This is a genomic window from Edaphosphingomonas laterariae, assembly GCF_900188165.1.
Lineage (GTDB): Bacteria > Pseudomonadota > Alphaproteobacteria > Sphingomonadales > Sphingomonadaceae > Sphingomonas_E > Sphingomonas_E laterariae.
The window spans coordinates 83,436-105,324 of record NZ_FZOS01000002.1 but is presented as its reverse complement, the minus strand read 5'-3'; the positions used below and the strand labels follow the sequence as shown (position 1 = coordinate 105,324).

Below are 21,889 nucleotides of genomic sequence, written 5' to 3'. Positions count from 1 at the left end.
CTGGCGATGAAGCGGCGTGGCCGGAGGCGCGCGATCAGCCCAGCGTGGCGGGCGTCGGCCAGCTCACCGAATCGCGGCCGGTTTCGACGCGGCCGGACATGCGGCGCAGGAAGCCGGAGCCGGTGCGGTCGGCGATCTCGATGTCGTACCACTGCCCGGTGGACGCGATGGCGACGCGCCAGCTGGTCTTGCCGGGGGCGGCTTCCACCTGCTTCTGCTTGCCACCAAGCAGATCCTGGCACGACAGCATCACCGGCGCGTCGCCGCTGTTCGTGATCTCGACGACGAGTTCCTTGCCGCCGGCCACGCGGGTGGCGATGGCGAGGTGGGACTGGGCACTGCCCTTCATCTCGCGATACCAGCGATTGGGGCCGCGCACCTGGAGATGATAGCCTTGCCCGGCGAACGCCCAGTCGCCCGCCAGCGCCTTGCCCGGTTCGACGGTATAATGGCGCGGCATCGCGTCGAGATCGTTCAGGTCATGGACCTGATAGACGAGCCCCGCCTTGCCGACATTGCCGAAGCGCAGTTGCACGCTGCCATTGCCGACCGTTTCGTCGAACGCCGGGCCATAAGGCAGCGCGCGCGACGGGCGGGTGCCGGGCTCCTGCGCCGGCAATGCGCCGGGCACGGGCGCGACCGGCTTGGGCAATTGAAGCGCGGCGGCAACCTGCTTCGCCGCATCGCTCGTATCCGGCAGGGCCAGGCGCTGTGCCTCATGCTTCGAGAAATCGAACGCCGAGGTCAGATCGCCGCACACCGCGCGACGCCATGGCGTGATGTTGGGTTCCATCACGCCGAAGCGCGTTTCGATGAAGCGGATGACCGAGGTGTGATCGAACACCTGCGAATTGACCCAGCCGCCCGTGCTCCATGGCGAGATCACTGTCATCGGCACGCGCACGCTCAAGCCGTAGGACAGCTTGTCGCTGTGGAAATCGTCGGTCGTATCCACGGTGGACGCGCCGGCCCGGCTGCCATCGGGGTTGATGCCCGGAGGCGCCGGCGGCGTGACATGATCGTAGAAGCCGTCATTTTCGTCGAAGTTGAGGAAAAGCACGGTCTTCGACCAGACGTCCGGGTTGGCGGTCAGCGCATCGAGCACGCGGGCGGTGAAGTTCGCGCCCTCGATCGGGCTGGACCCTTCGGGATGTTCGCTGTCCGATTGCGAACAGGCGATCCACACCACCTGCGGCAATTTGCCCGCCATCGCATCGGCGCGAAGATCGTCCAGCGTCCAGCGCGACATGGCCTTGTCGTGCAGCGGCTCACCAGGCTTTGCGTCATTATAGGCCTGGAAGGCGACCGCCGGGTTGGTCAGGCCCATGAAATTGTCCTTCGGGTCCTGATAGACCTTCCAGCTGATGCCCGCCGCTTCGAGGCGTTCGGGATAGGTCTTGTAGGTGTAGCGCGGGCCCTTGCCGTAATTCTTGTACTTGCTGACGTCGATCTTGGTGAGATCGATATTGTGGCGCTTGGCGGCGGCCAGCATTTCCGGCGTGATCTTGAACGTCACGTCGAGCGCGACGCCCGAGCTGTTGGCCACCACCGGGCCACCGCCGACGGCGCGCGGATCATTGCCGCCGGCCCAGATGAACAGCCGGTTGGGGTTGGTCTGCCCGTGGACCGAGCAATGATAGGCGTCGCAGATGGTGAAGGCTTCCGCCAGCGCATATTGGAACGGAATATCCTCGCGCCGGTAATGGCCCATCGTCAGGTCGGATTTCCAGGGGATCCAGCCATCCCAGCGCCCCTGCCGCGCGGCGCCGTTCGCATCCTCCCAGCCATGGGGAAGATCGGCGACCTTGAGCGCCGCCGTCGCCTTGGTGTCGAGATGGAAGGGCAGGATGGTCTTGCCTTCCTTGTCCTTCTGTTCCCACACCTTGCGGCCGCCGGACAGCGGCACCGGATGCGGATCGCCAAACCCCTGAACGCCCCGCATCGTGCCGTAATAATGATCGAACGAGCGATTTTCCTGCATCAGGATGACGATATGTTCGACATCCTTGATCGTGCCGGTGCGGCGGTTGGCAGGAATGGCCAGCGCGCGGGCGATGCTGGGGTGCATCATCGATCCGGCCGCGGCAATGCCTGCCCCTTGCAGGAAGCGGCGGCGACTGGCGTGACTCGTCATTCTTCAAATCCTCCCGTTAGAAATTCTGGCTGAAGCGGATGCCGGCGATGCGGGGTTCGCCACGGATGGCGGTGGGCAGGCCGAAGCCCTTGCCCGTATTGCCGAGATCCAGCAGATAATCCTTGTCGAACAGATTGTTGACGTAGGCTTCAACACCCCAGCCGCCGTCCGCGCTTTTCAGGCCGACGCCGATATTGGTGACGGCGTAACCATCCTGCGATTCATGCGGCAGGTTGTCGGCGTTGAAATAGACCTTGGACTGGTAGAATTCGGTCACGCGCGCGGTGATGTTCAGCGTGTCCGTCACCGCCCCTTCGTAGGAAAGGCCAAGCGACGCCTTGTTGCGCGGCGACAGGCGGAAGCGGTTGCCCGACAGATCCTTGCCCGCGCTGTCGAAGAAGCTCGTATAGCCCGCATCGGTATAGGCATAGCTGGCGATCAGGTTCAGGCCCTTCAGCACTTCCCCGCGCAGCGAGGCTTCGAAGCCCTTGCCCTCGGCCGAACCCGCATTGATCAACGCGCCGACCAGCGAATTGGGATCGCGCACCTGCAGGTTGGTATAGTCATATTTGAAGAAGGTCAGATCGGCGTTCATCGCGCCGAACTTCCACTTCACGCCCGCTTCGTAATTCACCACCTCCTCGGGCTCGACGAGGTTGAAGGTCGCCGGGCCGACCGCCGTGCGGCTGAACACCGCATCGACGACGCCCGAACGCATGCCGCGCGCGATGCCGACATAGACATTGAGATCCGGCGTGACCTTGAACGAGACGGCGCCGCGCGGCGTCCAGAAGCTGAACGGGTTTTCGTAGGACGCGAACACGCCGTTGGAATTGCCGAACAGGCCGTTGGGCAGCGCGATGGGGGCGATGCCATCGCGCGAGACGCGGGTGGCCGCGGCCTCGGTCGTCGCCTCGTCATGTGTGTAGCGCAGGCCCGCATCGATGGTCAGGCGGTCGAAGAAGGTCTTGGAGACGTTGACATAGGCCGCCAGGCTGGTGCGGTCGTTCTTCCGCGTCTGCGCGTTATAGTTCATCGCCGTAACGGGCATGCCGTAGAAGGTGGCCGCCGCCACGATCGGGCGATCGGGGGCCGCGATGGTCGGGAAACTGCCGAGCATATATTGCTCGTTCAGGCCCAGGCCGATCACGTCCTCCACCTTTTCGTGGAACCAGCTGCCGCCGCCCATCAGCGTGAAGCTGGGATCCGGCGCCCAGGTCACGCGCAGTTCCTCGCTGATCTGCTTCTGCTTCGTGTGCTGATCGCCGATGATGTAGGAATAAGCGGTGCCGTCGCCGTCCCACCGTTCTTCGGCATCGACCTTGCGGAAGCCGGTGATGGAGCGCAGATCGACCGTATCGGCCAGTTCGATCCGGTTATCCCAGGTCAGGCCCCAGACCTTGCGGTCGATGCCCTGATCGGGACGATCCTGCGCCGATGCGGTGAAGGGGCTGGTATCGCCGCCTTCGGGCGCGACGACGATCGACTTGAACTGCGTCGCGGGCGGATGATCCTCCTGATAGGTGAAGATCAGGTCGGACATGATCGCTTCGGTCGGGCTGAAGCGCACCGATCCGCGACCATAAAATGTGTCGACACCGTTGAGCCGCGTGCCGGGCAGCGCAAGGTTGCGCACGGTGCCGTCGCGTTTCTTGAAGCGGACCGCGCCGCGCACCGCGAGCTTGTCGTCGACGATCGGCGCGTTCACCACCCCGGATATGTTGAACAGGTCATAGCTGCCGACTTCGGCATTGACCTGCGCCTCGAAATCGTTGGCCGGCCGCTTCGTTTCGATCGCAAGGACGCCGATCACCGATCCCCGGCCGAACAGGGTGCCCTGCGGCCCGCGAATGACCTGAATATTGTCGACGTCGATCAGTTCGGACACGGCGCCGGCCTGACGGCTATTGTCCACGCCGTCGGTGAAGATCGACATCACGGGCTCGGAAACCGGGCTCGAATCGTCCTGGGTAAGGCCGCGCAGATTGAAGCCGGAACGCTGGACGCTCTGCTCCTGAACTAGAAATCCGGGCGTGTAGAGCGAAAGATCGCCCATGCCCTGGACCTTGAACGTGTCGAGAATCTCGCCCGACAATTGGGTGACCGGCACCGGCACGTCGACAAGGCGCTGTTCACGCTGTTGCGCGGTCACGACGATTTCGGCGGCGTCGGCCGCATCAGCAGCGTCAGCCGCTACCGGCGCGGCGGAGTTCGCCCGCGAGGTCGCGGGAAAAAACAGAAGTCCAGCCGCAGCCGCGCTGCACATAAGCCCGAATGTTCCACCAAAGCGCGTCATGTTCGACTCCCCGTTCGTTCGGGGGAGCCGCTACGGGACGAATGTACACTCGGTGTGACAGAAAAACAAAAGTTCAGTGACTCTGGAAACTCGCACAAGCGCACGGGCTCACCACATCGACGGAAATTTCCCGATTTTTCAGGAAAAGGCGAGGAGCGGCGCCATTAAAGGCGCAACATAAAAACCGATGTTCAGGACAAATCAAACATGGCCTTGGCCATCACCCGCGCCTGCGCCCCGAAATCATAAAGACCCTCCTCGCCCGGAACGCTCTGGATCAGCAGCGTCGCCGACGACCAGAGCGCGTGCGATGCCGCAGTCGTCCGGGATATGCCCGAACGATCGCCACCGAGGCTGGCATAAGTGACCGTACCGCGCTGCCGGCGCATGGCGAGCCCGAGAAACGCCAAGGCAGGGCTCCGCGCGGCGACCAGCGATATCTCCGCCATGCCGCGGCTGGCGAGTTGCCCGACGCCGGTACGGTGTGGGGCATCGCCAATGCCCTTGGCGAACGAGGCGGCCCCGGCCGGCTTCGCATCCCGGCGCACGTTCGCATTGGTTTTCTCGAACACCCGCACGATGCCGGCGACCGCCAGTTCGGCCACCGATTTGAAGTGATAGCCGGTCAACGCCACCGAGACCCCGGCCTGATCCGCCACCGCGCGATTGGTGACCGCCGCAAAGCCATCCCGCTCGATGATCACCGCCGCCGCGTCGACGATCCGCGCCCGGCCCTCGGCCCCGCGCCCTTCCCCGCCATCATCGTCATTGGCAGGCACATGATCCGGTTCGGCGTAGAAGTGATCGGCCGTCACCTCGATGGCGGCGTGCGCCTCCTGATGGCCAAGCCCGGCCAGCCGGACACAGGCTTCCATGAAGCCCCCGCGCGCGATGAGGCGATAGGCGGGCGAAGAATGGCAGCTGACGGCGAACACCGACTCCGAAAGCAGGTGAAGGCCAAGGAGATCGAATGCCATCGGCGCAACCCCGAAATGGCCCGCCAGACTGCGCAGCGCGTCACGCCGCGCCCTCAACCAGTCGATGCAGATCGGCGCGAAATGTGGATGGGACGGCGCCGAAACCCACAGTTCGACAAGCACCAGCATGTCGGCGCGGCGCCCGCCGCTGGCCTCTTCGCACAAGGTCCACAAAAAGGGCCCGGCAAGTTCGGGGCCGATGGCCATCGCCGCGGCCTCGCCCGCAAGCGCCGCCAGATATTCCCGATCGCGCCTCACCACTTCCCTGAAGCATTCTGCGATCAGGCCGTCCTTGGTGCCGAACAGGGTGACGATACCGGCCAGGGTGCAGCCGGACCCCGCCGCCACGCTGCGCAAGGTGGCACCGCGAACGCCCAACGACGCGATCTGCCGGATCGCCTCTTCGACAATGCGATCGCGATCGCTGCTCTCGTCGGATCTCGGGGCGATTATTTTGGACGGCATGCCCCGTGTTACGATCGCCGCCGCGCAATCGCCAGACAGGATGATGGGGCGACACTTGCCGGGGGCGACGTGGACCTCGCCATTGTGGCATGAGCCGTCATGCCCACCCCCGCCAAGGATAGACCAGCACCCCGCCCCTCGATTTCCGCATCCCTCGCACGCGTCGTGGCGGAACTGCACCATGAGCACAGGAGGGGCTGATTTTCAGGTGAAGCCCCGACGGGCCGAAATAATAAAAAAGCCTCGGAAATCGTGAGATTCCCGAGGCTTTTTGAATGGTGGGCGTGGCAAGGATTGAACTTGCGACCCCTGCGATGTCAACACAGTGCTCTACCACTGAGCTACACGCCCGCCGTGAGGCGCTCCCCCTAGCGAAGGGTTTCGGGGTCCGCAACCCCGGCAGCGCATCTTTTCCGAAAAATTCTTACACGCCGGCCGCGTTGCCCACTTCGAACATGCGATCGACCTCCATCACGAGATCGCGCAGGTGGAAGGGCTTGGACAGGACCTTGGCAGTCGGCGGGGCCGCCCCGCCCTTGAGCGCGACAGCGGCGAAGCCGGTGATGAACATCACCCGCATCGCCGGCGCGATCACGGCGGCGCGCTGGGCGAGTTCAATCCCGTCCATTTCCGGCATGACGATATCGGTGAGCAACAGATCGAACGTCTCGCGTTCGAGCAGCGGCAGCGCCGCCGTGCCGCGATCCACCGCAGTGACCGCATAGCCGGAACGATCGAGCGCGCGCGCGAGATATTCGCGCATCGAGTCGTCGTCTTCAGCCAGCAAAATTCGAATCATTGCGGTCCCCTCGCCCGGCCGTTGTGCCGCCCGCAGCCGCCCTTCCTTATGCGCCCCAGGGTTAATTTTTTCCAGCCCGGACGTCGTGGGCCGAACCGGCGTTTGCACGCTTCGCGCCGATTGTTCTAGGCTTCTTGCATGTCAGCCGACCCAATATCACCGGATCGAGGGCCCGGATTCATACGGCTCGGCCCATCCAGCCCCATCTGCCCCGTGGTGCTTTCGGTGCCCCATGCCGGGCGCGAATATCCGGCAACGCTGCTGGCCATGGCGCGGGTGCCGCGCGATCGGCTGGAGGCGCTGGAAGACCGTTATGCCGACACGCTGATCGACGATGCGGTGACGGCCGGCACCACCGCCTTCGTGGCGACGCGCGCGCGACCGTGGATCGACCTCAACCGCGACGAACGCGAAGTCGATTCGGGGATGATCGATCCGCCGCCACGCGCGCAGATGCTGGTATCCAGCGCCAAGGTGCGCGGCGGGCTGGGGCTGGTGCCCCGGCGGCTGGCCAGCACGGGCGAATTGTGGAGCCGGCGGCTATCCTCCGACGAGCTGGTCGAACGCATCATCGGCGATCACCGCCCATGGCACATGGCGATCGCCGCCGCCCTTCGCGAAGCGCATGCCCGATTCGGCACGGCGCTGCTGATCGATTGCCATTCGATGCCGCCGCTTCCGCGCCATGGCGCAACCCAGCCTCCGCAAGTGGTGCTGGGCGATCGTTATGGCCGGACGGCACCCGGCACGTTGATGGACAGGCTGGCATCGGTGGTGGACGCCGCGGGCCTGGTGTGTGCCCGCAACAGCCCATACGCCGGGGGCCATACGCTGGAGCGTCAGGCCATGCCCGCGCGCGGCATCCATGCCATCCAGGTCGAAGTGGATCGGTCGCTCTACCTCGATTCCGCATTGCGGGAACCGGGCGACGGCCTGCGCAGCATGCGCCGCCTGCTTGCAGCAATGGTTGCAGCAATGGTGGAAGAGTTGTCGACGCCATTACATCGCGCCGCTGAATAGAACGCCTCACAGCGCCCAATAAAAAACCACCTCGTGCATTGCGGCACGAGGTGGCCAAGGTTCAGGGAGGAAGCGCGTCCGAAGACGCGCTCATGCGCGGTCGCGAAAGGGGGACACGGCCCGCGCACTTGGCTGAAGATATGCCTCAGCACCCCCAATTTCAATATGCCTATACAAGTTTTTCGAGCCGGCGGCGGCGCAGCAAAAACTACGCCGCCAGCGACTCGACTTGGTTCAGGCCTGGACCAGCGGCTGCTGCGCCGGAACCTTGCCCGCCTGCATCTGGCGACCAAAAAGGTCGCGGATCAGCGAGAGCGAGAAAAGATGCGCATAGACGAGCGCAAGCGCGCCCGACTGGATCAGTTTGCGTGCCTGATCGCCGCGCAATTCACGCAGCTTCTCTTCCGACACCATCTGGAAACCACGATAGACGAAGGGCTGCGCGGCGCCTTCCGGCTGGATCGCGACTTCGCCGTCGATCAGCAGCTTGAGGTCGGTCAGTTCCTTCATGAACGCCGCCGTGCGCTGGCCGGCCTGTTCGAACTGCTCGCAAAAGCCGAGAATCGCCTTGGTGGCATCCGAAGGCTGGCCGTCGACGAACAGCGCGTCGCCTTCGCCGCCCTGGCCGATGGCGTCCGCCGTCGGATCGAAGCAGAGCGACAATTCTTCGCTGTTCTGCTGCAGCTTGGCGAGCATGAACGGATAGCGGCGCACATAAGCCGGCACATAGACGTCGCTGGTCAGCTTGCCGTCATCATCGACGAACATGTTGACGCCTTCGTTCAGCCCCATCAGCGCGAGCGGCACGGCATTGGGGCCGACCGAGAACACGATCGGGAAATGACGCTGGGCGAGGCCGAATTCCTCGACGGTCAGCGGAACGGCATGGGCCTTGGCGAGGAACGGCGCGCCTTCCTTGCGGCGGGCCACGAAATCCCCATGCACGCTGCTCGAAAGCGGCTGAATGTCATTGTAGAAAAGCGGCAGGCCGCTCGGCGGTGCACTCGCCATGTAAAGGGGTCTCCCCAACCTGTTATTCCGGCCCAGGAGGGATTCGTGGGCCTATGAGCCCCTTCGTCTATGGCCGCGCGGCGCGCGAGGCAAGATAAGCGCGCTCGGTTGTCAGCCCAGCAGCTTGCCCGGATTCATGATGCCCTGCGGGTCCAGCGCCGCCTTGATCGCGCGTTGGGCGCGCAGCCGGGCGGGATCGGCAAGGCGCAGATATTCGGCCAGCTTGGTTTGGCCGATACCATGTTCGGCCGAGATCGAACCGTCCGCCGCGACCGTCAGATCGTGGACCATACGGCTGATCGATGCGCCTTCCCCCGCGAGCCACGCCATCCCGTCCACACCCGCCGGGGCACGGACGTTGAAATGGACATTGCCGTCACCGAGATGGCCGAATGCGAGCACGCGCGTTCCAGGAAAAGCCGCTTCCACCTCCACGCGGGCCGACTGGATGAAGGCGGGCATCGTCGAAACCGGGACCGACACGTCATGCTTGGCGGCCATGCCGTCGATGCGCTCGGCCTCCGAAATCGATTCGCGTAGTCGCCAGAGCGCCTCAGCCTGCGCCTCGCTCGCCGCGATCGCCGCGTCCGCAGCTTCGCCGGCCTCGATCGCATCCGCGAGGACGACGCCGAGCGCATCAGCAGGATCGGCCGCGCCCTGCGGCGCCGTCGCCTCGACCAGCACATGCCAGGCATGTCCGCCGGTCAGCGGCGCGCGCGTATCGGGGATGTGCTTCAGCACGAGTTCGAGCGCGTCGCCCGGCACGAGTTCGAAGCTCTCCACCGCCTCGCCGGTTGCGGCTTCCAGCCGGCGCAGCAGGCCAAGTGCCGCCTGCGGCGACGACAGACCGACCCACGCCACCGCCCGGCGGCCGATCGCGGGCACCAGCCGCAGGCTCGCAGCCGTGATGATCCCCAACGTGCCTTCCGCACCGGACATCAGCTGGCGCAGATCATAGCCACGATTGTCCTTGCGCAGCGCCGACAGACCTTCAATGCGTGATCCATCGGGCAGCACCGCCTCGATCCCCAGCACCAGCGACCGCATCGGCCCGAAGCGCAGAACCTGCGTCCCGCCCGCATTGGTGGAGATCAGGCCGCCGATCGTCGCCGAGCCTTTCGCGCCGAGCGACAGGGGGAAGCGCAGCCCCTGAGCGGCGGCGGCGGCGTGGAGATCGGCAAGCACCACGCCCGCATCGACCACCGCCACACCATCCGCCACCGATATCGCGCGAATCGCCCGCATCCGCCGCGTCGACAGGACGAGCGCCGATCCATCGGCCGGCGGCGTGGCGCCGGCCACCATTGATGTGTTGCCGCCCTGCGGGACGATCGGCAAGCCCGCCGCCGCGCACATGGCAACGACATCGGCAACCTCGCCGGCATCGGCCGGCGACAGCAAGGCCACCGCCTTGCCCCGCACGCGGCCGCGCCAATCCACGATCCAGGGTTCGATATCCCGCGGATCAGCCGTGAAACCGCGTGGCCCAAGCCGTTCGAGAAGCCGGGCAAGAAGGGCGGGATCAGGAGCAGACGCAGCCATGTCGCGTCGCTATAGCCGTGCGACCGTCCAATGGAAATGTGCGCAATTAAGCTCTTGTTCAAGCTTCACGGGGAATCGGTGTCAGCCATTATGCGGGCGGTTCAATGATCGGCGCGGGCCTTTTGACGACGTTGCTGCTGGCGGGCAGCGGCGCGGCTGGCGCCATCGCGGATTCGCGCATGCAGATCGCCCAGCTTTCGATCCGCCAGAGCGTCGTGATCCGCGTGCCTGCGCGCAGTCGCGCCGCGGTTCCGCTCGAATGGAAGGAAAGCAAGGGGCCGAAATGCATTTCGATGCCGGCGGTCGCCGGTGCCGCAGCGATCAAGCCGGACAGCGTGGATATCGTGCTGCGCGGCGGCGGCCGGGTGCGCGCCCAGTTCGAGGATGAGTGCCCCGCGCTCGATTTCTACGGCGGCTTCTATATCCGCCCGACCGAAGATAATCGGGTGTGCGCCGGGCGTGATGCCGTGCATGCGCGATCGGGCGGCGAGTGCCAGATCCGCCGCTTCCGCACCCTCACCCCGGAAAAATCGAAGAAGAAATAGCCCAAAAGCAGGCCGAATCGCCTGTCCTGCTTGACAAAGCCCGCCCTTCCCCCCAAGCGCCCCGCAGGAGTGGCGCCCCCTTTGGTGCTGCCGATTTTCCAGGTCGCTTATGACTTTTGCCGATCTCGGCCTATCAGACGAACTCCTGCGCGCCGTGACGGAAGCCGGCTATAACGAGCCGACTCCGATCCAGGCGCAGGCGATACCGCCGGTGCTGATGATGAAGGATCTCATCGGCATCGCGCAGACCGGCACGGGCAAGACGGCCAGCTTCGTGCTGCCGATGATCGACATTCTGGCGCACGGCCGCAGCCGCGCCCGCATGCCGCGATCGCTGATTCTGGAGCCGACGCGCGAGCTTGCCGCCCAGGTGGCCGAGAATTTCGAAAAATACGGCAAGTATCACAAGCTTTCGATGGCATTGCTGATCGGCGGCGTGAACATGTCCGATCAGGTGGCCGCGCTCGAAAAGGGCGTGGACGTGCTGATCGCCACGCCGGGCCGGTTGATGGACCTGTTCCAGCGCGGCAAGATCCTGCTCACCGGCTGCAACCTGCTGGTGATCGACGAAGCCGATCGCATGCTCGACATGGGGTTCATTCCCGATATCGAGGAAATCTGCACCAAGCTGCCAGCGCAACGGCAGACTTTGCTCTTTTCGGCGACGATGCCGGCGCCGATCAAGAAGCTGGCCGATCGCTTCCTGAACAATCCCAAGCAGATCGAAGTCGCGCGCGTCGGCACGGCCAATGCCTCGATCGAGCAATGGCTGGTGGAATGTTCGGCCCGCGCCAAGCGCGAGGTGCTGCGCGATCTGCTTCGTGCGGATGACATGCGCACCGCGATCATCTTCTGCAACCGCAAGACCACCGTGCGCGAACTGGCGACCAGCCTGAAGCGCCACGGCTTCCGCGCCAGCCAGATCCACGGCGACATGGACCAGTCGGAACGGCTGCGCGAACTGGAACGGTTCAAGGGCGGCGAGATCAACATCCTCGTCGCGTCCGACGTCGCGGCACGCGGGCTCGACATCAAGGGCGTCAGCCACGTCTTCAACTTCGACGCACCGTGGCACCCGGACGATTATGTCCACCGCATCGGCCGCACGGGCCGCGCCGGTGCCACCGGCAAGGCGTTCACGCTGATCACGCCCGACGATGCCGAAGCGGTCGAGAATATCGAGAAGCTGACCCAGCAGACGATCGAGCGCATCGGCCGGACCGAGCCAGCCGCGGCGACCGCAACGGCACCCGCCGAAGCGAAAGCGCCCGCTGCCAAGCGCACGCGTGGCGGCACCAGGGCCAAGCCCGCCAAAGCGGACGACAAGCCGGCGCGCGCCGAACCCCGGCCCGCCCGCACCGCGCCGCCGCAGCAGCGCGATCGCCGCCCGGCGGACGACGGCCCGGATGACGGCTGGAACGGCCCGATCCCCGGCTTCCTGGCGGTGGGCTTCGGTACGCGCCCCGGCGCCTGACGGCGCGATTGCGACGTTCGGAGTGATGATGAGCGGCGTGGTTTGGCCCGTGAGCGGCCGAACCTGCCGGGGCCGCACCGAACCTTCGTTCGATGCCGGCTGCCCGGCAGGCCCGCCCCCTTGCAACCCGGCTGATCGAGGACGCCCGGCTTAGCGCGACGCAAGCTGCGTCGGACCGTTGAGGCGTGCGATCAGGCGAGTATCGCGGTTATAGGGATCCTCCAGCACCATGACCTTGCCGTCCGGCCCGGTCTCTGCCGTGAAATAGACCAACCAGACCGGCCTGCCTGTGCTGAGCTTCACAGTTGTGGTCGATCGTCCGGCAAGACCGCGTTCGAGATCCCCGGTCCGGCCATTGTCCAGCCGCACGATCTCTTCCGCCAGCCGGTCGATATGCTGCACGCGAATGCAGCCATGGCTGTATGCCCGCGACGGTTTGTCGAAATAGGCCTTGGCTGGCGTGTCATGCAGGTAGATCGCGTGGGCGTTGGGCATGTCGATCTTGATCCGGCCCAGCGCATTGCCCGGCCCCGGCGGCTGGCGGACGACATAACGCCCGCCACCGGCCGCCACGAACTGATAGCCCTTCCGTCCCGGCCGCAGATTTGACGAGCGGATGATGCTGGCCGGCACCGTCCATGATGGGTTCACCACCACCGAACTGGCCGCCATCGTCATCTGCGGCGTCGGCGTGGCGGGCTTGCCGACGACGACCGTGTAGGTCGAAATCGCCTTGCCGTCCTCGACCAGATCGAGCGTGTAGCTCGGCACGTTGACGAAGATATGATCGTCACCCAGATCGCGCGGCAGCCAGCGCCACCGCTCCATATTGGCGCGCAGCCGATCGCGGCCGGCGCTATCGCTGGCGGGTGTCGCCGCCAGCGCATCGCGCAGCGCCGCGTAACGCGAATCCTGCGGCAGCAGCGATCGCAGCCATGGCCGCATTTGGCCCGCCTCGGCGGCCCGGCGGAGCGCGATGGCAAGCTGGTTCAGGTCCACGTCCTTCCGCTCGATATGCCAATCGAACGCGGCGCGATCCGCCACGCGGCCCTGCAGATAATCCCGCGCCAGCTTCAGCGCGGCGTCATCAGCCATCCGGTCGAGCAGCGCGCTACCACCGGTGAGGGCAAGCTCGCGCCGCATCGCCTCACCGGCATAAGGTGCCGGGTCCAGCCCTTCGCCTTCCGCCGCCGCGATTTCCGCCAGAAGATCGCCCGCCATCTCGGGCGTCCAGCGGTAGGTGGCGATGGGCTGCGAAGGCAACGCCTCTGGCATCATCACCGATGCGACCGCGTCGGCCGCGCCGAACGGCGCCGGTTCGTTCACGAAAACCAGGATGGCGATTCCCGCCACCCCTGCCGCCGCCAACCTGCGTGCCCGCTTCAGCCCTGGCCCGTCGTGGCGTTCGATGATCCCGTTCGCTTCCATGACGCATACTCCACTCATACAGGGCGCCACCCGCGCCTGGGATCGCTTCGTTCGAGGGGCGATGGCGGCGTCACTACCCGTTACGACGATGGAGGCGCGGCCGTTGCGTCCGGCATGCGGGCGGGCGCGACCGTGCGGGACGAGCCCGCGACGACGACATGTTCGTCGCAACCGCCGGCATTTTCGTCCCGCGTGACTGTTCGACTTGCGCGATCGCGCCAAAAGCCGAAGCATGGATTTCGTATTACGTGACGACACCCGGATTTTAAGGCACACCTCGCCTCAATCTCACCGGGGGATCACCACCTATATGCCTGCCGCGAAGTCGGACGCGCGATGGTCGGACGCCGTGCCACTGACGGTGGGCCTATGGCTGTTCATGCTGCTGATCTTCCTGCCCGCGATCCTTGCCCGGCATCCCGACGATTGGGTGGGCGTCGCGATCGATTGCTCGACGGTGATCCTGTCGATCAGCATCGGCATCGGCCTGTTCGGGCTGTTCCGCGCGACGGCGGAATGGTCGGGCCCCTCGCGCATCGTGCTGCTCGCCGTCGCCATATTTTGCGCGGCACTGGTCCACACGCTGTTCGACCTGACCTTCACCAACTGGGGAGCCGAACAGTTCGGCGGCAACTGGACAAGCATTCCGATCGATTTCCGGCGCGCATCGCAGTCCATGCTCAACTATCTGTGCGTGTTCACCGTCAACGTCGCGCTGTTCCAGTTCTTCTTCTCGCGCCGCCGCTCGCTTACCACCGAACGCCAGCTCGCCGCAGCCCAGCAGGCAGCGCAACAGGCCGAGCTCGAAGCGCTGCGGCTCCAGCTCAATCCGCATTTCCTGTTCAACACGCTGAACGCGATCTCGGCGCTGATCGTCACCCGCCGCAACGAGGATGCGGAGGAGATGACCGACAAGCTTTCAAGTTTCCTGCGCGCATCGCTGGCCTGCGATCCGACCGAACTGGTCCCGCTGGAAGAAGAGCTGGATCTCACCGCCGATTATCTCGGCATCGAAGCGGTGCGCTTCGGCGATCGCCTGCGTGTCGACATCAGTTGCGCGCCCGACGCCCGTGGCGTCGTCGTCCCCGGCCTGCTGATCCAGCCGCTCGTCGAGAATGCCGTGAAATATGGCGTGGCCCGCTCGGCCCAGCCCGTGACGATCGCGATCGACGCGCGGGTCGACGGCCCCAACCTGCTCGTCAGCGTCGCCAATGACGGCGGCGCGGGGCTGCCCTCGGTCAAGAGCACGACGACGGGCGTCGGCCTGCGCAACGTCCGCCGTCGGCTGCAGGCACTCTATGGGGATAAGGCCAGCCTTTCGGCGGAGCCCGCGGGAACCGGGTTTCTTGCGCGTATCGCGCTACCGATCGCAGCCGCAACCGACAAATCCGCGTCCGGCACGTCCCGCAGCTGATCTCTGCGGCCGGTTTTCGACAGACGCACCTTGTCTTGGCCGCCGCTGCTATGGGACAATCACGGCTGGGGAATTATCCGGGGGACGGGACTGTCACGATGCGCGTGCTGCTGGTGGATGATGAGGCACTCGCGCTCGATCGCCTGACGGCGCTCTTCGCGAATGTCGACGGTGCCGTCGTCGTGGGTCAGGCGACGACCGGCGAGGAGGCGCTGGACGCGATCACGCGCCTGCAACCCGATCTCGTCATCCTCGACATCCAGATGCCCGGCCGGAACGGCCTGCGCACCGCCGCCGACATCATGGTCGAGCCGCGCCCCGAGATCGTTTTCGTCACCGCGCACGAACATTATGCGCCCGACGCCTTCGACGTCGACGCGGCTGATTATGTGCTGAAACCCATTCGGTTCGATCGCCTTCGCCAGGCGGTGGAACGCGCACGCCGGCGCCGGGCCATGCGCGAACAGGCCGAACGCGCCGATGTGCTGGCCGAGCAGGTGCAGAACATGCGCACCAACGCGGCCGAGGCACGCGACGACGCCGCTTTCTGGGTGCCCGAACGCCATGGCCAGCGGCGCGTGCCGCTCGATACGATCAACTGGATCGAAGCGGCCCGCGATTATGTGCTGCTGCATACGGAAATGCGCAGCCATATGCTGCGGACGACGATGAGCGCGCTGGAAGAGAAGCTTGCCGGCAGCGGCCTGATCCGGGTTCACCGTTCGGCCTTCGTGCGGCCGGAACGGGTGACGGAGGTGCGACGCGCCAACCGGTCGATCGCGCTGATCCTGGCGGATGGGGCGGAAGTGCAGGTTGGCCCCAGCTATTCGGGCGTCGTCGACGCCGCTTTGGGTCTCGCCTGATCCGAAACCGCCGGGTCGCCCCACGCGCCCGGCGGTGCCGGATCGGACGCCTCACTCAGATCACATGCGCGAACGAGGTGGCGGCCGTCACGAACAGCCCTGTGGTGAACATCGCGGCGAACCAGGTCGCCAGCTTGCGAACTTCGGTCATGGCATTTCCCCAGGAATGGCGGCTGCGATCAGCCTTGCTAAGCCTCCCCTAGCCCGGCCCGCCGTCGACAGCCCGGCCGCCGCGACGATCACCTTGCCCATAGCGACGGAAATGCCCTGACCGCGACGAGCATGGCCCCCGCCACGACGAAATGGCGGCTCATATCGCCGCCGCATGCCCTGCCCGCGCCGACCCCGCATCGGCTTCGAACTGCCGAAGCGATGTATTGCCAAGCTGATGAAGCAGGACAGCCACCACCACGCAGAACAGTCCGGCGATCGTGGGCAGCAACCGCAGTTCGCCATCGGTGACGAGCCACATCACGGCAAGCGCCAGATTGAGGATGCCGACCACACCAATCAGTCGTTCAAGGATTCGCGGATAGCCCGCCGCCGCGCGGCCATCGTCCGTCCGCACCCCGTGGATGCCACGCTGATCGGCAAGCTTGTACAGATAGAAGCGTCCGCTTGTCCCCGGCGTCAGCAGCGCCGCAACCTCGGGCACGACGCCGATCCGCTTCATGCTATGCGTGCTCCCGTCGGCCAGCCTGAACGTCACCACGTCGAACAGCGACTGGGCCTTCGCCGCCCGCTTCAGCCGGGCTTCGACAATTGTCCCGTCGATGATGGAATTGCTCATGGTCACCTCCTCGATACAGGTTGGCGCACAGCAAAATCACATGGACGCGCGTTGCGGGATCGCGGCGCGACGACCATCGGCATCCAATGCCAATTGCAACGGCGGTGCGCGGCCGCCGCGACGAAAATGGCGGATAGGGCGACCGGCGCACGCCCTCTTCCAAGCGACGCGATCATGGCCTAGCGCTACGCCATGACGACCCCGCCTGTTCCGACCGACCCTGCCGCCGCCGCCGACCGGCTTTCCTGGCTGGCCACAGAGATCGCGCGCCACAACGCGCTCTACCATGGCGACGACGCGCCCGAGATCACGGATGCCGAATTCGATGCGCTGATGCGGGAAAATGCCGCGATCGAGGCGGCCTTCCCGCAACTCGTGCGGGCGGACTCGCCGTCGCGCGCCGTGGGCGCGATGCCAGCGGGGCCGCTGGCGAAGGTGCCGCACGCGAAAGCGATGCTCAGCCTCGACAATGCCTTCGCGGATGAAGACGTCACCGATTTCGTCGATCGCATCCGGCGCTTCCTGCGCCTCGGAGCGGGCGAACCGGTGGCGATCACCGCCGAACCCAAGATCGACGGGCTGTCCTGCTCGCTACGCTATGAACATGGCCGGCTGGTCCAGGCCGCAACTCGGGGCGACGGCGCGGTGGGCGAAGATGTGACCCCCAATGTCCGCACCATCGCCGATATCCCGCAGCAGTTGCCCGCTGGCGCACCCGATCTGTTCGAGGTGCGCGGCGAAATCTACATGGCCAAGGCCGATTTCCGCGCGCTCAACGCCCGGTTGCTGGCCGAAGCGGAAGATCCCGCCAAGGCCCGGCAGTTCGCCAACCCGCGCAACGCCGCCGCCGGGTCGCTGCGCCAGAAGGACGCGGGTGTGACCGCCGCCCGGCCGCTGCGCTTCCTTGCCCATGGCTGGGGCGAGGTGGCCGTGCTCCCCGCCGACACCCAATATGGCGTGATGCGGGCAATTGCCGGCTGGGGCTTCCCGGTGTCGGATGCGCTTGTCCGCGTCGACAGCCCCGAAGCGATGCTCGCCCATTATCGCGGCATCGAGGCGGAACGCGCCGATCTGCCCTTCGATATCGACGGCGTCGTCTACAAGGTCGATCGGCTCGACTGGCAGGAACGTCTCGGCTTCGTCGCCCGAGCGCCGCGCTGGGCGATCGCGCACAAATTCCCGGCGGAGCAGGCCCAGACGACGCTTCGCGCCATCGACACGCAGGTCGGCCGGACCGGCAAGATCACGCCGGTCGCACGGCTCGAGCCCGTTACGGTCGGCGGAGTGGTCGTCACCAATGCGACGCTGCACAATGCCGACGAAATCGAACGGCTCGGCGTCCGCCCGGGCGATCGCGTCGTCGTCCAGCGCGCGGGCGACGTGATTCCCCAGATCGTCGCCAACCTGACGCGCGATGAAGAACGTGCGCCGTGGCATTTCCCCACGCAATGCCAGGAATGCGGATCCGCGCTCGCCCGCGAGGAGGGCGAGGTCGACTGGCGCTGCACCGGCGGGCTGATCTGCCCCGCCCAGCGCGTCGAACGGCTGCGCCACTTCGTCAGCCGCCACGCGCTCGACATCGAGGGCCTCGGCCTCACCCATATCGAGGCGTTCTTCAAGGACGGCCTCACCCACTCGCCCGCCGACATCTATCGTCTGCACGAGCAACGCGAGGCGCTCGTCGCGCGCGAACGCTGGGCCGAAACCTCGGTCGACAATCTCATCCGCGCGATCGATGCCAAGCGCACCCCGCCGCTCGATCGCTTCCTGTTCGCGCTCGGCATCCGCCATGTCGGCGAAGTCACCGCGCGCGATCTCGCCCGCCGCTATTCGAGCTGGGATGCGTTGACCGCCAAGATCGACGAAGCCCGCCAGCGCCGCGCAGAACTGGTTCAGGCGGTGGGCGAAACCGACGAGAAGTTTCGCGCACGCGCCGCCAAGGAACTCGCCGCCGTCATCGAAACGCCCGGCATCGGGCCGGAAGTGGCGCAGGCGCTGGTCGACTTCTTTGCCGAACCGCACAATCAGGACGTGCTCGCCGATCTGCTCGGCCAGGTCCGCATCGAAGCCGTGGTCCATGAAACCCGTGCGTCCGAAGTGACCGGCAAGACAGTGGTGTTCACCGGCAGCCTCGAAACCATGTCGCGCGATGAGGCGAAGGCACAGGCCGAAGCGTTGGGCGCAAAGGTAGCCGGATCGGTTTCCGCCAAGACCGATCTGGTTGTCGCCGGCCCGGGCGCGGGATCGAAGCTGAAAAAGGCTGCCGATCTCGGCATCAAGGTGATCGACGAGGCCGGCTGGCAGGCGATCGTGGCGGCGGCGGGATAATTCCCCACCGCCCCTCCGCATGCTACACTCATCCCATGGAAATCACGCTGGACCGCCCGCCGGAGGGCGCCGCCGCCGACTGGACGACTGATCAAGACTGGGACCGCTTCACCGCACAGGAACATGCGGTCTGGGACATATTGTTCGAACGCCAGGCTAAACTGCTACCCGGGCGTGCCTCGCAGGCATGGCTTCGCGGGCTCGACGTGCTCAGGCTGTCGCGCCCCGGTATCCCCAATTTCGAGGAACTGTCCGAACGGCTGATGGCCGCGACGGGCTGGCGCGTCGTCGCCGTGCCCGGGCTCGTGCCCGACGACGTTTTCTTCGATCATCTCGCCAATCGCCGCTTCGTCGCAGGCAATTTCATCCGCCGTCCCGATCAGCTCGATTATCTTCAGGAACCCGACGTCTTTCACGACGTGTTCGGCCATGTGCCGATGCTCGCCGATCCCGTTTTCGCGGACTATATGCAGGCTTATGGCCGGGGCGGCCTGCGCTCGCTCGGTTTCGGCGCGCTGCACAAGCTCGCCCGGCTTTACTGGTATACGGTGGAATTCGGGCTGGTTCGCGAGGATGGCGATCTGCGAATCTACGGCTCGGGCATCGTTTCCAGCCATGGCGAAAGCATCTTCGCACTGGATGATGCCAGCCCCAACCGCATCGGCTTCGATCTCAAGCGGGTGATGCGTACCGAATATCGCATCGACGATTATCAGCAGACCTATTTCGTCATCCCCAGCTTCGACGATCTGCTCCGCATGACGCTCGATACCGATTTTGCGCCGCTTTATGCTGAGCTGGAGACGCTGGACGATCTCGAGCCCGAAAGCGTGCTGGCCAGCGATGACGTGATTACGCACGGCACGCAGGCCTATGCGAGGGCGAAGAAGGGCGCTTAAATCCGCCAACCCGTTTGCGAGCTTGTCGAGAACCGAAGCCGAGAAGCGTTCTCGACAAGCCCGAACCTAACCGGTTGGATTTTATCCCAAGGCCTCGACCATTTCGGCCAGTTCCAGCCAGCGCATCTCCGCCTCGTCCTTGCGCGCCCGCGCAGCATCGATCGCCTTGGTCAGCTCGTCAAAGCGCTTGGGGTTCTTGGCATAGAGGTCAGGATCGGCCAGTGCCGCCTCGTCGCGCGCAATACCCGCTTCGATCTTCTCGATCTCGGCAGGCAGATTGTCGTAGTCGCGCTGATCCTTGTAGCTCAGTTTCGTTCGCACCTTCTCGCGCGGGGGCTCCGCGGGCCTGGCGGCAGCCTTCTTCGCCTCCGTTTTGGGCGCGCGCTGGCGCTCCCAATCCTCATAGCCGCCGGCAACGATGTCGACCTTGCCCGATCCGTCGAGCCCCAGCGTCACCGTGACCGTGCGATCGAGAAAATCGCGGTCGTGGCTGACGATCAAGACCGTGCCGTCATAATCGGCGATCACTTCCTGCAGCAGGTCGAGCGTCTCGAGATCGAGATCGTTGGTCGGTTCGTCCAGCACCAGCAGGTTGGAATGGCGGGCGAATTCGCGGGCCAGCAGCAGGCGCGAACGCTCGCCGCCGGAAAGAGTACCCACTCGCGCATCGGCCAGCGAAGGATCGAACAGGAACTCCTTCAGATAGCCATGAACATGCTTCTTCTCGCCCAGCACGGTCACCCAGTCGCCGCCATCGGCCAGCACGTCGCGCACCCGCTTGTCCGGCGCCATCAGGCTGCGCTGCTGGTCGATGACGATGCCGTCCAGCGTCTTGGCCAGCTTCACCACGCCCTCGTCCGGCGGCAGTTCGCCGGTCAGCAGCTTCAGCAAGGTCGTCTTGCCCGCGCCATTGGCGCCGACCACGCCGATCCGGTCCTTGCGCGTCACGCGGAAACTGAAATCCCTGATGACGTCGCGATCGCCGAAACGCTTGGTGACATGCTCGGCGTCGATCACCACCTTCGTCTTGGTATCGTCGCTCGCCACCGCCAGCGCAGCCTGCCCCTGCGGCCCGATCATCGCCGCGCGCTGCGCGCGCATTTCCTTGAGCTGCGCCAGCCGTCCCTGGTTGCGCCGCCGCCGCCCGGTTACCCCGCGCTGCAGCCAATGCTCCTCGATCTTCAGCCGCGCATCGAGCCGCTGCGCATTGCGCGCTTCGTCTTCATAGACCTTTTCGGTCCAGGCCTCGAAACCGCCGAAGCCGACTTCGGCACGACGGATGGTGCCCCGGTCCAGCCACAGCGTCTGCCGGGTCAGGCGGGTCAGGAAGGTACGATCATGGCTGATCGCGACGAACGCGCCGTTGTAACGGCCAAGCCATTGTTCCAGCCAGTCGATCGCCGCGATGTCGAGATGGTTGGTCGGCTCGTCGAGCAGCAGGACGTCCGGCTCCTGCGCCAGCGCCCGCGCGATCGCGGCACGGCGGCGCTCGCCACCACTCGCGGTCGCTGCCTCGCGCGAAAGGTCGATGCCGATCTGGTCGGCGATGGCTTCCACCTCGTGCGCGGCCGCCGGATTACCCGCCAGCGCATAATCGCGCAGCGTGGCAAAGCCCGCCAGCGACGGCTCCTGCTCCAACATGATCACCTTGGTCCCGGGCACGACCGTCCGCCGCCCCTCGTCGGCTTCGATCGCGCCGGCCAGCAGTTTCAGCAACGTGGTCTTGCCCGCGCCGTTGCGGCCGATCAGCGCCAGCCGGTCGCGTGGCTGAATATAGATGTCGAGATGGCGGAACAGCCACCCGGAACCCTGGACAAGGCCGAGATCTTCGAAAGCGAGAACAGGTGCGGACATGGGCCGCGACATAGGGAGGATCAGGCGAAGGGTAAAGCCGGCGCGCTAGG

General features: G+C 65.6%; 16 protein-coding genes and 1 tRNA gene. 7 read left to right on the top strand and 10 right to left on the bottom strand.

The genetic code is table 11. From position 1 onward, the window contains the following. Window positions 1-34: 34 nt before the first annotated feature. The 5 genes from CHB74_RS02895 to cpdR all read right to left on the bottom strand — a co-directional run bounded on the left by CHB74_RS02895 (window position 35) and on the right by cpdR (window position 6,671). On the bottom strand, window positions 35-2,134 hold the full coding sequence (locus CHB74_RS02895) for a phosphocholine-specific phospholipase C (RefSeq protein ID WP_089218114.1): 2,100 nt from the start codon (window positions 2,132-2,134) through the stop codon (window positions 35-37). A gap of 16 nt (window positions 2,135-2,150) precedes the next feature. Beyond that, the gene (locus CHB74_RS02890; RefSeq protein ID WP_089218113.1) at window positions 2,151-4,430 is read right to left on the bottom strand and encodes a TonB-dependent receptor; all 2,280 of its coding nucleotides are present in this window, start codon (window positions 4,428-4,430) and stop codon (window positions 2,151-2,153) included. A gap of 191 nt (window positions 4,431-4,621) precedes the next feature. Continuing rightward, on the bottom strand, window positions 4,622-5,872 hold the full coding sequence (locus CHB74_RS02885) for a TetR/AcrR family transcriptional regulator (RefSeq protein ID WP_179220690.1): 1,251 nt from the start codon (window positions 5,870-5,872) through the stop codon (window positions 4,622-4,624). 276 nt (window positions 5,873-6,148) lie between these two features. Continuing rightward, window positions 6,149-6,223: transfer RNA gene (locus CHB74_RS02880), tRNA-Val, on the bottom strand. A gap of 73 nt (window positions 6,224-6,296) precedes the next feature. Next, on the bottom strand, window positions 6,297-6,671 hold the full coding sequence (gene cpdR / locus CHB74_RS02875) for a cell cycle two-component system response regulator CpdR (protein ID WP_089218111.1): 375 nt from the start codon (window positions 6,669-6,671) through the stop codon (window positions 6,297-6,299). A gap of 213 nt (window positions 6,672-6,884) precedes the next feature. Here cpdR and CHB74_RS02870 point away from each other — a divergent pair, with 213 nt between their 5' ends. Beyond that, window positions 6,885-7,691 carry an N-formylglutamate amidohydrolase gene (locus tag CHB74_RS02870; RefSeq protein ID WP_342746566.1) on the top strand — a complete coding sequence of 269 codons (807 nt, stop codon included), beginning with the start codon at window positions 6,885-6,887 and terminating at the stop codon, window positions 7,689-7,691. 234 nt (window positions 7,692-7,925) lie between these two features. Here CHB74_RS02870 and CHB74_RS02865 read toward each other — a convergent pair whose 3' ends face one another. Together CHB74_RS02865 and CHB74_RS02860 are read right to left on the bottom strand one after the other, a co-directional pair. Then, a complete protein-coding gene (locus CHB74_RS02865; protein WP_089218109.1) occupies window positions 7,926-8,702 on the bottom strand; it encodes a SapC family protein in 777 nt (258 codons plus the stop codon). A gap of 111 nt (window positions 8,703-8,813) precedes the next feature. Continuing rightward, window positions 8,814-10,244, bottom strand: a complete 1,431-nt coding sequence (locus CHB74_RS02860; RefSeq protein WP_089218108.1) for an FAD-binding oxidoreductase — start codon at window positions 10,242-10,244, stop codon at window positions 8,814-8,816. A 104-nt stretch (window positions 10,245-10,348) separates the two neighbouring features. Between CHB74_RS02860 and CHB74_RS02855 the strand changes: the two genes are divergently transcribed. Then, entirely contained in the window at window positions 10,349-10,789 is a 441-nt protein-coding gene (locus tag CHB74_RS02855) for a hypothetical protein (protein WP_089218107.1), read from the top strand. A 109-nt stretch (window positions 10,790-10,898) separates the two neighbouring features. Next, window positions 10,899-12,263 carry a DEAD/DEAH box helicase gene (locus tag CHB74_RS02850; protein ID WP_089218106.1) on the top strand — a complete coding sequence of 455 codons (1,365 nt, stop codon included), beginning with the start codon at window positions 10,899-10,901 and terminating at the stop codon, window positions 12,261-12,263. 150 nt (window positions 12,264-12,413) lie between these two features. On the opposite strand, the gene CHB74_RS02845 is transcribed toward CHB74_RS02850, so the two are convergent. Beyond that, entirely contained in the window at window positions 12,414-13,691 is a 1,278-nt protein-coding gene (locus CHB74_RS02845; RefSeq protein ID WP_179220689.1) for a L,D-transpeptidase family protein, read from the bottom strand. 310 nt (window positions 13,692-14,001) lie between these two features. Here CHB74_RS02845 and CHB74_RS02840 point away from each other — a divergent pair, with 310 nt between their 5' ends. Next, entirely contained in the window at window positions 14,002-15,105 is a 1,104-nt protein-coding gene (locus CHB74_RS02840) for a sensor histidine kinase (RefSeq protein WP_245842569.1), read from the top strand. 98 nt (window positions 15,106-15,203) lie between these two features. Beyond that, window positions 15,204-15,968, top strand: coding sequence for a LytR/AlgR family response regulator transcription factor (locus CHB74_RS02835; RefSeq protein ID WP_089218103.1), 765 nt, complete (start codon window positions 15,204-15,206; stop codon window positions 15,966-15,968). A 310-nt stretch (window positions 15,969-16,278) separates the two neighbouring features. On the opposite strand, the gene CHB74_RS02830 is transcribed toward CHB74_RS02835, so the two are convergent. Continuing rightward, window positions 16,279-16,758 carry a hypothetical protein gene (locus CHB74_RS02830; protein WP_089218102.1) on the bottom strand — a complete coding sequence of 160 codons (480 nt, stop codon included), beginning with the start codon at window positions 16,756-16,758 and terminating at the stop codon, window positions 16,279-16,281. A 192-nt stretch (window positions 16,759-16,950) separates the two neighbouring features. On the opposite strand from CHB74_RS02830, the gene ligA reads away from it, so the two are divergent. Together ligA and phhA are read left to right on the top strand one after the other, a co-directional pair. Further along, entirely contained in the window at window positions 16,951-19,086 is a 2,136-nt protein-coding gene (gene ligA / locus CHB74_RS02825) for an NAD-dependent DNA ligase LigA (RefSeq protein WP_089218101.1), read from the top strand. 35 nt (window positions 19,087-19,121) lie between these two features. Next, on the top strand, window positions 19,122-19,985 hold the full coding sequence (phhA, locus tag CHB74_RS02820; RefSeq protein WP_089218100.1) for a phenylalanine 4-monooxygenase: 864 nt from the start codon (window positions 19,122-19,124) through the stop codon (window positions 19,983-19,985). A gap of 81 nt (window positions 19,986-20,066) precedes the next feature. On the opposite strand, the gene CHB74_RS02815 is transcribed toward phhA, so the two are convergent. Continuing rightward, window positions 20,067-21,839 carry an ABC-F family ATP-binding cassette domain-containing protein gene (locus tag CHB74_RS02815; RefSeq protein ID WP_089218099.1) on the bottom strand — a complete coding sequence of 591 codons (1,773 nt, stop codon included), beginning with the start codon at window positions 21,837-21,839 and terminating at the stop codon, window positions 20,067-20,069. Window positions 21,840-21,889 lie beyond the last annotated feature (50 nt).